Source organism: Maribacter sp. X9 (assembly GCF_048537565.1).
Taxonomy (GTDB): Bacteria; Bacteroidota; Bacteroidia; order Flavobacteriales; family Flavobacteriaceae; genus Maribacter.
Genome location: NZ_CP183215.1, coordinates 2,608,113 through 2,623,635, shown reverse-complemented (window position 1 = coordinate 2,623,635; position 15,523 = coordinate 2,608,113). Strand labels below are relative to the sequence as shown.

The 15,523-nt window shown below is 37.9% G+C and carries 10 protein-coding genes; 6 read left to right on the top strand and 4 right to left on the bottom strand.

Features of this window, described 5'->3' with window-relative positions; translation table 11 throughout:
- The first annotated feature begins 37 nt into the window (after positions 1–37).
- The gene (locus tag ACNR9Q_RS11080) at positions 38–2,842 is read left to right on the top strand and encodes a metalloprotease (RefSeq protein WP_419214272.1); all 2,805 of its coding nucleotides are present in this window, start codon (positions 38–40) and stop codon (positions 2,840–2,842) included.
- 160 nt (positions 2,843–3,002) lie between these two features.
- Entirely contained in the window at positions 3,003–5,414 is a 2,412-nt protein-coding gene (locus tag ACNR9Q_RS11075) for an alpha-ketoacid dehydrogenase subunit alpha/beta (protein WP_419211286.1), read from the top strand.
- A 73-nt stretch (positions 5,415–5,487) separates the two neighbouring features.
- Here ACNR9Q_RS11075 and ACNR9Q_RS11070 read toward each other — a convergent pair whose 3' ends face one another.
- On the bottom strand, positions 5,488–8,268 hold the full coding sequence (locus ACNR9Q_RS11070; protein WP_419211285.1) for a M16 family metallopeptidase: 2,781 nt from the start codon (positions 8,266–8,268) through the stop codon (positions 5,488–5,490).
- Between the two features lie 123 nt (positions 8,269–8,391).
- Between ACNR9Q_RS11070 and ACNR9Q_RS11065 the strand changes: the two genes are divergently transcribed.
- On the top strand, positions 8,392–8,832 hold the full coding sequence (locus ACNR9Q_RS11065) for a DoxX family protein (protein WP_419211284.1): 441 nt from the start codon (positions 8,392–8,394) through the stop codon (positions 8,830–8,832).
- Positions 8,833–8,835: 3 nt separating this feature from the next.
- On the opposite strand, the gene holA is transcribed toward ACNR9Q_RS11065, so the two are convergent.
- Complete coding sequence (gene holA / locus ACNR9Q_RS11060) at positions 8,836–9,837, bottom strand: DNA polymerase III subunit delta (protein WP_419211283.1); 1,002 nt, start codon at positions 9,835–9,837, stop codon at positions 8,836–8,838.
- A 26-nt stretch (positions 9,838–9,863) separates the two neighbouring features.
- Between holA and ACNR9Q_RS11055 the strand changes: the two genes are divergently transcribed.
- The 3 genes from ACNR9Q_RS11055 (at position 9,864) to ACNR9Q_RS11045 (ending at position 12,283) form a co-directional block, all read left to right on the top strand.
- The gene (locus ACNR9Q_RS11055; protein ID WP_419211282.1) at positions 9,864–10,310 is read left to right on the top strand and encodes a type I restriction enzyme HsdR N-terminal domain-containing protein; all 447 of its coding nucleotides are present in this window, start codon (positions 9,864–9,866) and stop codon (positions 10,308–10,310) included.
- 12 nt (positions 10,311–10,322) lie between these two features.
- Positions 10,323–11,324 (top strand): glycosyltransferase family 2 protein, encoded by a 1,002-nt coding sequence (locus tag ACNR9Q_RS11050; protein WP_419211281.1) that lies wholly within the window; start codon positions 10,323–10,325, stop codon positions 11,322–11,324.
- Positions 11,325–11,428: 104 nt separating this feature from the next.
- Positions 11,429–12,283 carry an OmpA/MotB family protein gene (locus ACNR9Q_RS11045; protein WP_419211280.1) on the top strand — a complete coding sequence of 285 codons (855 nt, stop codon included), beginning with the start codon at positions 11,429–11,431 and terminating at the stop codon, positions 12,281–12,283.
- A 72-nt stretch (positions 12,284–12,355) separates the two neighbouring features.
- On the opposite strand, the gene ACNR9Q_RS11040 is transcribed toward ACNR9Q_RS11045, so the two are convergent.
- Both ACNR9Q_RS11040 and ACNR9Q_RS11035 read right to left on the bottom strand, forming a co-directional pair.
- The gene (locus ACNR9Q_RS11040) at positions 12,356–12,976 is read right to left on the bottom strand and encodes an L-threonylcarbamoyladenylate synthase (RefSeq protein ID WP_419211279.1); all 621 of its coding nucleotides are present in this window, start codon (positions 12,974–12,976) and stop codon (positions 12,356–12,358) included.
- A 37-nt stretch (positions 12,977–13,013) separates the two neighbouring features.
- On the bottom strand, positions 13,014–15,341 hold the full coding sequence (locus tag ACNR9Q_RS11035) for an ATP-dependent helicase (RefSeq protein ID WP_419211278.1): 2,328 nt from the start codon (positions 15,339–15,341) through the stop codon (positions 13,014–13,016).
- Between the last annotated feature and the right edge of the window lie 182 nt (positions 15,342–15,523).

Here is a 15,523-nt window from a genome sequence, read left to right as displayed (position 1 = left end):
AAAAATTCATATTCTTTTCTATTCAAGTTTCATTCTCATGCTCACCATGGGAGTTAACGGCTATTCCCAATACCAAACCGAACTTACGGTAAGCTTAAACGAGTATACCAAAGAATTGGAAATACGCCAAGAGTTTGTTTATTACAATAACTCCAATTACAACTTGGGCGTAATTTATTTCAATGATTGGGCCAATGCCTATTCGGACAAAAACACAGCTCTGGCGAAACGGTTTGCCCAAGAATTCAAAAAATCACTTCATTTGGCCAAAGATGCCGAGCGTGGTTCAACCACCATTTTCAGTGTGGTTGATGATGCCTACAACGGTCTTTTATGGAACCGGACCGATGGTGAGGATATCATAAAAGTCACTTTAAACGATATCCTTCGGCCCCAAGAATCTACCAAATTGTTTATAACTTATAAGGTAAAATTACCTCCTAATAAATTTACCCCTTACGGTTATGATCCTAAAGGTGATTATTATCTCAAAGATTGGTATTTGACCCCCGCGGTGTATGACGGAAAATGGCATTTATATTCCAACAAAAATTTAGAGGACCTGTACACCAATATTACTAATACCGTTATTAATTTCAAGTATCCGGATAGTCTCTATATAGCTTCCAATTTTAGAATAGAATCACAGACGGAATTTCCCAATGGTCAATTTGCGCAACTGAGGGGAAATCGGCAAAGAAGCGGGGAAATCATTTTAAAAACGAAAAAGGAATTTACGACCCATATTACCCCTTATATGTCATTTGTGACCAATATTTCTGCTCCAAGATATAGTCCAATAGGTCAAGGTATTTCGATTAATAAAGTGGCAGATTTCATTTATACCAATTTGGGGGCCTACCCACACGATAAAATATTGGTAAGTGAGGTGGATTATGAAAAAGACCCCCTCTACGGGCTAAATCAACTACCTTCTTTTATAAGGCCCTATGAAGAACAATTTCAATTTGAAATGAAATTCCTTAAAACGGCCTTGAACAGTATCTTAAGGGAAACCATGTTTCTTGACCCGCGCAAGGATCAGTGGCTGAATAGTGCCATCGCCAATTATCTTATGATCGCCTACGTAGAAGAATATTATCCGGATCAAAAACTGTTGGGTAAACTATCGCGCATATGGGGATTGCGCAGTTTTGAACTGGCCAAAATGGATTTTAATGACCAGTATGCCTTTCTCTATAACCTTACAGCACGTAAAAATTTAGATCAGGCCTTAAAAACACCGAATGATTCGTTGATTAAGTTCAATCAAAAAATAGCTAATAAATATAAGGCGGGTCTCGGTTTAGCTTATCTGGGCGAATATATTGGCAAAGAAAGAATTGATGAAAGTATCAAGTCTTTTTATGAATATTATAAATTGAACAACGTTAAGGTTTTTGATTTTGAATCGATCTTAAAACGTTCTACCACAAAAGACATTAATTGGTTTTTTCAGGATTACGTTTCTACGGATCGCAAAATAGATTTCAAAATAAAAAAGGCAAAAAAAGACGGAGACTCCATAAACGTTACCATTAAGAATAAACAAGGCACGAATGTTCCTATTTCAGTTTTTGGATTAAAGAAAGACTCGGTCATCTCAAAATATTGGTTTAGCGATATAGAGCTGGAGGAAACTTTTAGCATTCCAAATAATGAGGAGGATAAACTTGTACTCAATTACGACCAAAAAATCCCTGAATTCAATCAGCGGGATAATTGGAAATCTTTAAAAGGATTTTTATCCAGTAACAAAAAACTGAGCTTTACTTTTTTCAAAGATGCAGAGAACCCATATTACAATCAGGTTTTCTACGTCCCCGTGATTAACTTCAACAAATATGATGGCTGGGCCCCAGGGTTGCGGCTGTACAATAAAACGCTTTTAGAAAGACCTTTTGTTTACGACTTTGCCCCCTCCTATTCGTTCAGGGAAAAGGCCTTCGTAGGTTACGGTAAGTTCACCTACAGAAAGTATTTGAGTAAAAGTGGCCTGTACGTAGCAAATTATGGCATAGGCGCATCTACTTCCCATTTTAACGTTAATTCCAGATATTCATCAATAACCCCCTCGCTCAGTTTCGGCTTTAGACCAGCGGACCTAATTTCAAATAAAAGAGAAGTCCTGTCCTTTAGATATGTCAACATATTACGAGATTTTGACCCATCCCTACAAAATTTAGCCAATGACCCAGACAATCCCGATTATAGCGTTTTTAATGCCCGCTATTTTAATCGTAATAATGGCATACTTGACTATAATTCTTGGGTCGTCGATTTTCAGTTGGCCGGTAATTTCAGTAAACTATCATTTGAATACGAGTATCGTAAATTATTCGAAAGTAATAGACAATTGAATCTGAGGTTTTTTGCGGGTAAATTTTTAAGTAATAACACCGATACCGATTTTTTTAGCTTCGCCTTGGATAGGCCTACCGATTATCTCTTTGACTATAATTATTTAGGAAGGTCTGAAGATTCTGGTATTTATAGCCAACAGATTATTATCGCCGAAGGTGGGTTTAAATCCTTTTTAGAACAACGGTATCGATTTTCGAACAACTGGATGGCCACGGTAAACGGAAGTTTTAATTTATGGCGATGGATCGAATTGTACGGCGATGCTGGATTGGTGAAAAATAAAGGTGTCAATGAAAAGTTCGTTTATGATTCTGGGGTTCGGTTAAATTTGGTCACAGACTATTTTGAACTGTATTTACCCGTATATTCCAATAACGGGTGGGAAGTTTCTCAACCGAACTACGGTGAAAAGATTAGATTCATTATTACCGTAAGTCCTAAAACCTTAACCGGACTCTTTACAAGAAAATGGTTTTGAGCCGACAAAAATTGATTCAGGTATTATTTTATTGTTATAAAAATAAAAAATCATCACTTTAATTGCATTTTTGTTAAGAAAAATGAAATAAATTAACGAGGCTCAACATTGCTTAGCACCCTCTTATTCGGTAATTTTGTAAAAACAACCTAAATACATAATGGACGTATCTTCAAAAACAAGTAATGATATTTCTTTTGATGATTTCAAAGAGCAGATCATAAGTGATTATGAAATTGCTTTTTTAAGTAGAACATGTAGTTTATTGGGTAGAAAGGAAGTGCTTACCGGAAAGGCTAAGTTTGGAATTTTCGGCGATGGAAAAGAACTGCCACAATTAGCTATGGCAAGGTCTTTTCAGAATGGGGATTTTAGGAGTGGTTATTACAGAGACCAAACCTTCATGATGGCTTTAGGGTTATTGAAACCCAAAGATTTTTTCCATGCACTTTATGCGACCACCGATATTGATAAAGAACCCATGAGCGCAGGTCGCCAAATGGGAGGACATTTTTTAACCCATAGTCTAAATCCAGATGGTAGTTGGAAAGATTTAACCAAACAAAAGAACAGTAGTGCTGATATTTCCTGTACTGCAGGTCAAATGCCCCGTCTTTTGGGACTGGCACAAGCATCGAAGATATATCGTAACCTAAAAGGACTCGACAGTACCAAATTCTCCGTTAACGGTAATGAAATTGCTTGGGGAACTATCGGCAATGCAAGCACCAGTGAAGGAATGTTTTTAGAGACCATCAATGCCGCAGGAGTTTTACAAGTGCCCATGGTAATCAGTATTTGGGATGATGAATACGGTATTTCAGTACCCGCAAAATACCATACTACCAAAGAAAATATTTCAAAAGCACTTTCAGGGTTTCAACGTACCGATGAAGAAAAAGGTCTTGAAATCCTCAAAGTAAATGGGTGGGATTATACAGCGCTGATGCATGTTTATGAAAATGCGGCGGATATCGCCCGACAAGAACATGTGCCGGTAATGATTCATGTAAAGGAGCTCACCCAGCCGCAAGGGCATTCAACTTCGGGTTCCCATGAACGATACAAGGACCACAAGCGTTTGGAATGGGAACGGGATCACGATTGTAACAAACGTTTTAAAGAATGGATATTGGAATCTGGCATTGCCACCAATGAGGAGCTTGAATCGATTGAAAAGAAAATAAAGAGAATTGTTAGAGAAGCAAAAAAAGAAGCTTGGGATGAATATTTAGAAGATCTTCTTTCGGCGAAAAAAACACTAATCGATTTAATCGACAAAGCCGCTTTAAAAAGTGCGAATAGAAATTTTCTGAATAAATTAAAGAACGATCTAATCGCTTCGGAAGAGCCGATCAAGAAGGATTTGGCCATTACATCCCGAAAGTCTTTACGCTATCTTTTAGGGGAAACTTCAGCTGAAAAACAAGCCTTGGTCGATTGGACCGCGAAATTCCTTAAGGATTCACAAAATACGTATAGCACTCACCTACATAGTGAAAACGAAAATAAAGCTACAAAGATAAAGGCTATTTCACCCGTTTTCAAAAACGATATCGAGCAAGTAGATGGCCGCATTATACTACGGGACAATTTCGATAAATTATTCGAAAAGTACCCTAATGTCCTAATTTTTGGAGAAGACACCGGTGCCATCGGTGATGTCAATCAAGGGCTTGAAGGTATGCAAGAAAAGTACGGTAACACAAGGGTTGCTGATACGGGTATCCGAGAAACCACAATTATTGGACAGGGAATAGGAATGGCACTACGAGGTCTACGTCCTATTGCGGAGATTCAGTATTTGGACTATATCTTCTATGCGATGGCAACGTTAACCGATGACTTGGCCTCGCTTTTATATCGTACCGCCGGAAAACAAAAGGCACCTTTAATAATAAGAACCAGGGGGCACCGATTAGAAGGGATCTGGCACTCTGGTTCAGAGATGGGTGGGTTGATACACTTGCTTAGAGGTATCTATATTCTGGCTCCAAGAAATATGACCCAAGCCGCAGGTTTTTACAATACATTATTGAAAAGTGACGAACCGGCCCTGGTTATTGAAAGTTTAAACGGGTACCGATTAAAAGAACGAAAGCCCAGTAATCTAGGAGAATTTTGTACTCCGATCGGTAAAGTTGAAATCATAAAAGAGGGTACCGATATCACTTTGGTTTCCTATGGGTCGACTTTACGAATTGTTGAAAAGGCAGTTAAAGAATTATTGGAAGTTGGTATAGACGCCGAAATCATCGACGCACAGACATTACTTCCCTTTGACCTTGAAAAAGATGTATTGAAAAGTGTTCGAAAAACCAACAGATTATTGGTTATAGATGAGGATGTCCCTGGAGGGTGTTCCGCTTATCTATTGAACGAAATCATTGAGAAACAAGGAGCTTACCGCTATTTGGACAGCGCACCACAAACCTTGACCGCAAAAGCGCATAGACCTGCGTATGGTACAGACGGTGATTATTTCTCAAAACCGAATAGGGAAGATATTTTTGAAAAAGTGTATGAAATGATGCATGAAGTGAATCCAAAGAACTATCCTAGTCTTCGATAATCGGAAACGTTTAAAAACAAAAACAATCCCTTATTTATCATAAGGGATTGTTTGTTTAAAAAATTAAGGGATTTTAATTCTTGATATCTCTTTTAGCATCTTTTACCGCAGGAATTTTTGGATTACCATCTGCATCAATTTCTATAATCGCATCAAAACCCAGTTCATCCAATTTTTCGGCTATTTTAGACCTATCCCCTACCATAAACCAATTGACCGCATCTGGTTTCACCACTGCCTTACTAACATCCCTTACATCTTTTAAAGTAAGATTCCTCACATTAGCGTCATAGCTTTGGTAGTAATCATCAGGTAGGTTATATCTAATAATATTTACCACCGAACTGTTTACGGCACTATTGGTCTCCCATTGTCCCGGTAGACTTAAAATTTGATTCGTCTTCACCTTGTCCAATTCTTCTTGGGTTACTGGTCTTGTGGATATGAATTCAGAAATCTCTTTGCGTATTTCGGTAACCGATTCGGCAGACTTATCCGTTTGAACGGGAGCATATACTATAAATGGTCTTTCTGCTTTTGCCCCCATTACGAACCCACTGGCACCATAGGCCCAATGTTTATCCTCTCTCAAGTTCATGTTTATTCGTGAGGTAAAATCACCTCCTAAAACACTCACCATTTGTTCAAGGGCAATTTGCGGAACTTCCCCATACTTTTGAACCAAATTTCCGGCCAGAATAACCGATTGTTCCGATTCTGGACGATCCATTAAGTACAAGGTATTTTTTGAGTTTACTTTTGGTGTTGTGAACGTTATTGTTGGCACATCTGCCTTCTTCCATTTACCAAAGGCTTTTTCCAATTTTAATTTCAACTCCTTCATATCCAAGTCTCCCGTAACCACAAGTGTTGCGTTATTTGGGCGAATCCAAGTAGCATAGAAACTTTCAATATCACTTCTGGTCAATTTAGAAACGGTTTCCTCATAACCTGTTCCTGTATAAGGATTGCTATAGGGGTGACCTTCTCCATAAAGATATTTGTTCATGACACGTAGTGCCATTGAAATGGGTTGTGATTTTTCTTGTTTGATGGTATTGATCTGCTCATCCTTTAAACGTTCAAATTCTTTTTCTGGAAACGCTGGGTTCAATACGACGTCTGCAAATAAATCGATACTGGCATCTAAACTAGGTTTAAGCGTATTTAAATAGACATTAGAATTATCTTGACTCGAATAACTGGAAAGACTGGCCCCCAATAATTGTAATTTTTCATTGATCTCCAATGAATTCATGTCCTTTGTACCTTCATCTAAAAGATCCATTGCCAGTTCAGCCGTTCCAGGACTTGACAAAAAATCTGTTTTGTACCCAGCATCGAACATAAGGTTCATCACTACGGTAGGCACTCCTGTTCGCTTTGCCAAAACAATGTTTAGGTCGTTGGATAGCTGTGCTCTTTCCAATGCTGGGAATTTAGAACTTTTTGCTTCGCCCAATGCCGGTAATTTAGACCGATCTATAGGACTCTCGGTAACGGTATATTCTGGAAAAGGTTTACAAAGCAATACATGTTTACCTTTGCTCAACCATTTTTTTGCAGTGGCCTGTACGTCAGCTATGGTGGCATCTTCAACATATTTTAAAACAGTCTTGTAGTACGAAGCATCACCAAAATAAGTTTGATTAGAGGCTAAAATATCAGAAACTCCACCGAAGCCTCCTATACGTTCCAACCCTTTAATAAAGCCTGAAAAGTAAGCGGCCTTTACTCTTTTTAGTTCGCTCTCCGTAGGACCTTCTTTAATTAATTTCGCCAATTCCTCTTCCATTATGGCCTGTACTTTATCTACATCCCCTTCAGGTTTCACATTGGCCCAGGTCACAAATTCGCTGGCGATTTCACTTGATGATTGAAAAGAAACTACAGAGCTCGCAATTTGTTCGTCATAGACTAAACGTTTGTATAATCTGGAATTCTTACCACTTGTAAGGATGGAGGATATAAGATCGAGATGAATGTCTTCTTTATTGCCAAACTCCGGTGTATTCCAAGTAAATAAAATTCGGGCTTCGGGAACCCGGTCTTCATAAACTTGGTAAGAATCGTATTCTTTTATTGGTATATTCACTTCTTGCCTTGCAATAGTCGGTCCGGCTGGGATATCCCCAAAATAGTCCAATACCTTTTTGTGCACTTCTTGCGGATTAACATCTCCCGCCACGGCTATAACTGCATTTGCAGTACCATAATAGGATTTGAACCATTCCTGTACATCTTCCAATGATGCGGCATTCAAATCTTCCATCTCGCCGATGACCGTCCAAGAATACGGATGTCCTTTCGGATACATGGCCTTGGTCAATAGATCCCACTGTTTGCCGTAAGGTTGGTTCTCCCCTTGTCGTTTCTCGTTCTGCACCACGCCACGTTGCTCATCCAACTTGGCTTGATCAATAGCTCCTAACAGATGTCCCATCCGATCAGATTCTAAAAAAAGTACTTGATCTAACGCAGAAACAGGAACGTTCTGAAAATAATTGGTTCGGTCAGAATTCGTAGTCCCGTTTAAGTCGGTACCGCCGATACGTTCTAAAGCCTGAAAATAGTCATCATTGAAATTTTCACTACCGTTGAACATTAAATGTTCAAATAAATGGGCGAAGCCACTTTTCCCTTCTTTTTCATTCTTTGACCCAACATGATACCATACGTTAACGGCTGCAATGGGTGCTTTATGATCTTCATGTACCAAAAGCGTAAGTCCGTTGGGCAGCATAAAGCGTTCATAAGCAATATCGATTTGGTCTGCCTTAAATTCGAATTCCTGTGCGTTTTGTTTGGTCACTACCAAAAATGATAGTACCATAAAAAAGATTGTTTTTCTCATGATGAATTTATTTTTTTGATTTACACAAATATAAATACAAATGACATCCAAGAAATGTTAGGTACTGAAAATAAGCAACTACTGTATTTTAGTAAGAAAAAAACCAAAAGATAATAGTAAGAATTGAAGAAGATTTTCAATAACCCCGAAAAAAATTATACTTTTAATGCAAATAATCAAAAAAACATGAAAAACCCCATTTTTAAAGACATTGGATTAGCTTTTTTTCGAATTGCAGTATCTGCGATGATGTTAACCCATGGTTTGACCAAATTCCAAAAACTCATTTCAGGTAATTTTGAATTTGGTGATCCCATAGGAATTGGTGCTGCGCCCTCATTGTTTTTGGTAGTTATCGGTGAATTTATTTGTCCTCTATTGATTATTATTGGCTTTAAAACACGCTTATCTGCGATACCAACAGCAATAACTATGGCAGTAGCCGTATTTATAGCTCATGGCGCAGACCCTTTTGATCATAAAGAAATAGCGCTACTTTATTTAGTATCATTTGTAACCATTATTTTGGTTGGGCCAGGTAAGTTCAGTTTAGATAGAAAATAAACTTTAAACTATTTTATACAGTAATTCTTTCAGCAAATCAGCATCAGTAATCGTTGCTGCTCCGACACCTTTTCCCTTTAAATCCAATTCGCGTAAGCTAGAGATTATCTGACTGACTTTTTTCATAGGATAATTTCTAGCCGCGGTTTGTATCTCATTCACAAAATAGGGGTTGATGCGTAATGCACTGGCCACATTTTTTGGAGAGTGGTCGTTTAGTCCATGATATTGCAGCAATTGTATGAAAAAAGAATTCAAAAGAGTTACGGTTAGTATAAACGGGTTGTCCTTTGGATTTTGGGCAAAATAGGTGATTATTTTTGCTGCCTTAACGATATCCCGTTCCCCGATAGCCTTTTTTAGTTCAAAGTTGTTATAATCTTTGCTGATGCCTATATGCGCCTCAATATGCGTTGGTGTAATTTCTGTTTGTTGGGGCAAGGCCAATTTCAATTTGTCCAATTCCTTACTGATTTTACCCAGATCCGTCCCTAAATATTCTACTAACAAAAGTGCTGCCTTATGGCTTATCGTATAACCACTGCTCAATAAATTTTTTCGAAGCCAATCACTAACTTGATTTTCGTATAGTTTTTTGCTTTCAAATATGACACCGTTCTTCTGTATGATTTTATACAGTTTTTTGCGCTTATCCAATTTTTTGTATTTATAACAAATAACAAGCACGGTGGTTTTTTGGGGGTTTTCGGCATAAGAGCAAAGCTGTTCTATAGTACGGGATAAATGCTGCGCTTCTTTTACAATGACCACTTGACGTTCTGCCATCATCGGATATCTTTTTGCATTCCCGACAATTTCATCGATGGAAACATCCCTGCCGTAAAGCACCATCTGATTAAACCCCTTTTCTTCTTCCGTCAATACTTTGTCGCCAATATAGTCGGATATTTTATCGATAAAATAGGTTTCTTCCCCAAAAAGGAAATAAATAGGACTAATTTTCCCGTTTCGTATCGTATTGACTATTTGTACAGCTTCGTCCATTCAGAAAAATTCATCAACTTTGTGGTATGCAGCTTCTCAATTTTCCCAGCTACAACTTCAGGGTCAAAAATAGCGAAAATAGAACCTTGATCTTTGATGATATCCGTAAAAAATTTGTGGTACTTACACCCGAAGAATGGGTGCGACAACATGTTGTTCAATTTCTTGTTCAAGAAAAAAAATATCCGTTAAGCCATATCAACGTAGAAAAACAGATAAAGTTGAACGGTTTGATGAAAAGATATGACATTGTGGTATTTGGGCCAGACGGAAGATTACATCTGCTAGTTGAGTGTAAAGCTCCTGAAATCAACATCTCACAAACGACCTTCGATCAAATAGCCCAATATAATTTTAAACTGAATGCGAACTATTTGATGGTAACGAATGGAATTTCACATTTCTATTGTAGAACAGACATAGAAGCGGAAAAATATCAATTTATGAATGAGATTCCTGATTTTAGCCGTTAATTTGCCTTCGTTTTGAAAATAGCAATCGTCATATTAAACTGGAATGGAGAAATTCTACTCGAAAGGTACTTACCTTCTGTAATAGCGTATTCCAACGAAGCAGAAATCTATGTGGCCGATAATGCCTCTACAGATGAATCCGTTGCTTTTGTATCCAAAAACTATCCTTCTGTAAAAATCATACAAAATACTGAAAACGGAGGGTTTGCGAAAGGTTACAACGATGCTTTAAAACTTGTAGAAGCTGATATCTTTTGTCTCTTGAACTCAGACGTAGAGGTGACCGAAAATTGGCTCCAGCCCATTTTAGCTGCCTTTTCGAATATAAAAGATGTTGCGATAATACAGCCTAAAATACTGGACCTGCTAAAAAAAGATTATTTTGAATATGCTGGTGCGGGCGGCGGATTCATAGATCAACTCGGTTACCCGTTCTGCAGGGGAAGGATTTTTCAGACTTTGGAACGTGATAATGGCCAGTACGATGATATTAAAGAAATATTCTGGGCCACGGGAGCCTGTATGTTCGTAAAACAAAATGTTTTTAAGGAGCTTAATGGATTCGATGCCGACTATTTCGCACATCAAGAGGAGGTCGATTTTTGTTGGAGGGCCAAAAATCATGGGTATAAAATTATTTACGTGGGTGCTTCTAAAGTATTTCATTTAGGGGGTAGCACCTTGAGTAATATGAATCCGAAAAAGACCTATCTCAATTTTAGAAATTCATTGTTCTCGATTACGAAAAATCTTCCTCGGCGAAAAGCATTCATTATCATCTTCTTTAGACTACTTTTAGATGGAATTGCAGCAGTACGGTTTGTGTGTCAATTTCGTTTCAATCACTTCATTGCCATATTCAGGGCTCATTTAAGCTTTTACAGGCAATTTAGAAAGATGTACAAGAAACGTGAAAAAACTAAATTTTTAAAAAAATACTACGTTACGAAGTCCATAGTATGGTCTTATTTCGTACATAAGGTAAGAAATTTTAACATTTTAGTAAAAGATTAACTAAGCTGATTTATAAGTCAATTTCAATTTATATAATTTTGGAAGCACTTAGTTTTAAAAGATAAGTATAAGTAAATAACTAAATATTAATATAGAATCAAATTATGAAGAAAATACTATTAGGATGTCTTGGAGTTACGCTTTTATTGTCTTCTTGTGTTTCACAGAAGAAATACGCCAACCTGGAAGCTAAACAAAAAGAAACACAAGATTTATTGAATTCTGCAACGGTTAAATTGAATGACTGCTTAGAAGAAAAGGCAACTGCTTCTTCTAGACTTCAAACCTTAGAAGATCAGAACGCGTTTTTAAAAGCCAACAATCAAGAGTTGATCAATAATATGGGCAACTTGACTACTTTGACAACTAAAGGCGCAGAAAACTTGGAAAAATCTTTAGAAAGTCTTCAAGAAAAAGATTTGACTATTCGTAAATTAAACGATGCCATTACCCGAAGAGATTCTGTAAACCTTTCTTTGGTACAGAGTTTAAAAGGTGTATTGGGCAATATGGATGATGAGGATATTGAAATCAGCGTTGAAAAAGGTGTTGTATTCGTATCTATTTCAGACAAATTATTGTTCAGCAGTGGTAGTTACAATGTAACCAATAGAGCTAAAGAAGTTCTTGGTAAAGTTGCGAAAGTTGTTAATAATAAGCCTGATTTCGAATTTATGGTAGAAGGTCACACTGATGATGTTCCTTACCGAGGAAACGGTAATTTAGTTGACAACTGGGATTTGAGCGTTAAACGTGCGACTTCTGTAGTTCGCATATTACAGAACGATTTTAATGTTGATCCTAAGCGTATGACTGCTGCTGGTAGATCAGAGTACATTCCTGTTTCTCCAACAGATAAATCTAAAAACAGAAGAACACGTATCGTAGTTCTTCCTAAAATCGATCAGTTCTACAGTATGATTGAAGAGGGAATGAAAGATCCCGCAATCAACAAATAAGAAGTTGATTATAGAAAAAAGTAAAAGCGGCCTAAATAGGCCGCTTTTTTTTGTATTCTTTTTTTGGAATTTTTAAAGAATATCCAAGCTACCTTTTCCTTCGCGTATAACCTCTGGATAGCTCGATGAAATATCTATAATAGTAGATCCTACGTTGTCACCGTATCCACCATCAATGACCACATCAACTAGTTTATCCCATTTTTCTAGAATCAATTCAGGATCTGTAGTATATTCCAAAACATCATCATCATCTCTTATTGAGGTAGAAACGATCGGATTACCTAAAGCTTCTACCAATGCCTTAATAATGCTATTATCAGGAATACGGATACCCACTGTTTTCTTTTTCTTAAACTCCTTGGGAAGATTGTTATTTCCAGGAAGAATAAAAGTATAGGGTCCTGGCAAAGCCCTTTTTAGAATCTTGAAAGTAGCTGTATCGATTTGGCGAACATAGTCGGACAGGTTACTTAAATCTGTACAAATAAAAGACCAATTCGCTTTTGCCAACTTGATGCCTTTAATACGGGCTATTCTTTCCAGAGCTTTTGTATTCGTAATATCGCAACCCAAACCATAAACAGTATCAGTGGGGTAAATCACCAATCCTCCTTTTCTTAGTACTTCCACTACCCTTTTAATTTCTTTTGGGTTAGGATTGTCCTCGTATATTCTAATGAATTCAGCCATCTTTATTGGGAATAATTATACGTACTACAACATGGTCCTAATTTAACACTTCTAGCTTAGCGAACCTCAGTAGTAATTTTTTTATATCACCTTTATCGAATAATATTTCGGCCTTTCTATCGTTGCCGGCCCCCTCCAATTTCACGACCTTACCCCGACCAAATCGAGTATGGTTCACCAAGGATCCTTCTACCAATTTTGGGTCAATGGTGTTCGTATTTCCGACGGGATTCCCTAATTGTGGTTTTAGTTTACGTAATTTCTTAAGCTGATTTAAATTCGGCTGACCAATGCTGGGGGGTGTTCCACGAACCGGTTTTTCTTGTCGTAATTTACTTTTATCGACCTCACCAAAAATATCTGCATTTATAAGTGACTTATATCGATATCCCCCATCAACCGGCGTTAGGTTTTCTACATATTGTTCATCGATTTCCTCTAAAAATCGACTAGGCTCGGCATCGATTAATTTTCCCCAGCGGTATCGATTTTGGGTATAGGTTAGATATGCCTGTTTTTCTGCCCGTGTAAGTGCTACATAGAACAAACGCCGTTCTTCCTCTAATTCGCTTCGGGTACTCATACTCATACCTGATGGAAAAAGATCTTCTTCCATCCCCACAATATAAACATATGGAAATTCTAGGCCTTTGGCCAAATGTATGGTCATAAGTGCGACCCTGTCATCATCACCCGTATCCTTATCTAAATCTGTTGCCAATGCAACATCCTCTAAAAATTCACCAATACTACCGGTGGCTTCATCAATTTCCTTTTGGCCTTCGACAAAATCTTTGATACCGTTGAGTAATTCTTCAATGTTCTCCATTTTTCCGATACCCTCCGGAGTTCCATCCTTTTTAAATTCCAGTAGAATACCCGTTTTCTTGGCCACGTGTTCAGAGAGTGTAAAAGCATCTACACTTTCGTTCATAATCTGGAAACTCTTGATCATAGTTACAAAATCACCCAGTTTTCGCTTTGTACCCGAATTGATCTTTAAATCGATTTTGTCGATATTCTCCATGACCTCAAAAATGGATCGATTGTAATGATTTGCCGCAACAACCAGTTTATCGATTGTGGTGCCCCCTATTCCCCTAGCCGGAAAATTGATGACCCTTTTTAAGGCTTCTTCATCTTTTGGGTTAACGACCAATCGCAAATAAGAGAGTACGTCCTTTATTTCTTTACGTTGGTAGAACGATAATCCACCATAAATTCGGTAAGGAATATCACGCTTTCGTAGCGCATCTTCAATGGCCCTTGATTGGGAATTGGTACGATATAATACCGCGAATTGCCCATTGTTCATTTGTTCCTGCATCTTATGGTCCCAAATAGAACTGGCAACGAAACGTCCCTCCTCCGCATCGGTAGGGCTTCTGTGAATTTTTATGGCCGCCCCATCATCATTGGCCGTCCAGACTACTTTCTCTAATTGGTTCTTGTTCTTGGCGATTATGGAATTTGCAGCGTTTACAATGTTTTTGGTCGATCTATAATTCTGCTCCAATCGATACATTCCTACATTATCGTAATCTTGTTGAAAATTGAGAATATTACTGATGTTGGCTCCTCTAAACGAATAGATACTCTGTGCGTCGTCACCCACGACACATATGTTTTGAAAGCGGTCTGCCAATGCCTTTACGATTAAGTACTGCGAATGGTTGGTATCTTGGTACTCATCCACTAAAATATATCGAAAACGATCTTGATATTTCATTAAAACATCGGGGTACCGGGTCAACAACTCATTGGTTCGTAACAAGAGATCATCAAAATCCATCGCCCCGGCCTTAAAACAACGCTCCACATAATTCTGGTAAATATCCCCGGTTCTCGGCTTTTTGGCCATTGCATCTTGCTCGACCAATTCTGGGTCGTTAAAATAAGCTTTAACGGTAATCAGGCTGTTTTTAAAAGAAGAAATCCTGTTCTGTATCTGCTTGTATTTATAGATATCCTTGTCCAATCCCATTTCCTTGATGATCGAAGAAATGAGACGTTGGGAATCTTGGGTGTCGTAAATAGTGAAATTACTGGGGTAACCCAATTTATTTCCGTCAATACGTAACAGTTTAGCAAAGACGGAATGGAAGGTCCCCATCCAAAGATTTTTGGCCTCAGAGGTTCCAACAATATCAGAAATCCGCTTTTTCATTTCCCTTGCCGCCTTGTTGGTAAAGGTCAACGCCAATATATTGAACGAATCTACGCCTTGCGCCATCAAGTGTGCAATCCTAAAGGTAAGCACCCTTGTTTTGCCCGACCCCGCTCCGGCAATCACCATCAAGGGTCCATCTTTATGTAAAACGGGTGCCTTCTGGGCATCGTTCAATTCATCTATAAATGAGCTCAATTGTTTCTGTTTTTGGAACCGTGAAATTAGCCATTATTAAGGGATTCAAAAAATGATGTTTTCAGAATTACAAACAATAGCTGCTATTTTCTTTCAATTTCATAATATTTGAAAAATCGAACGCATAATCTTAGAATTAAGGGCTTTTGATGAATATATTTGTTGTGCAGCACTTCAATAAT

Coding starts and splice junctions, on each gene's coding strand:
- ACNR9Q_RS11080 (WP_419214272.1), top strand. CDS start 38: ATGCTCACCATGGGAGTTAACGGCTATTCCCAATACCAAACCGAACTT.
- ACNR9Q_RS11075 (WP_419211286.1), top strand. CDS start 3,003: ATGGACGTATCTTCAAAAACAAGTAATGATATTTCTTTTGATGATTTC.
- ACNR9Q_RS11070 (WP_419211285.1), bottom strand. CDS start 8,268: ATGAGAAAAACAATCTTTTTTATGGTACTATCATTTTTGGTAGTGACC.
- holA (WP_419211283.1), bottom strand. CDS start 9,837: ATGGACGAAGCTGTACAAATAGTCAATACGATACGAAACGGGAAAATT.
- ACNR9Q_RS11055 (WP_419211282.1), top strand. CDS start 9,864: ATGCAGCTTCTCAATTTTCCCAGCTACAACTTCAGGGTCAAAAATAGC.
- ACNR9Q_RS11045 (WP_419211280.1), top strand. CDS start 11,429: ATGAAGAAAATACTATTAGGATGTCTTGGAGTTACGCTTTTATTGTCT.
- ACNR9Q_RS11040 (WP_419211279.1), bottom strand. CDS start 12,976: ATGGCTGAATTCATTAGAATATACGAGGACAATCCTAACCCAAAAGAA.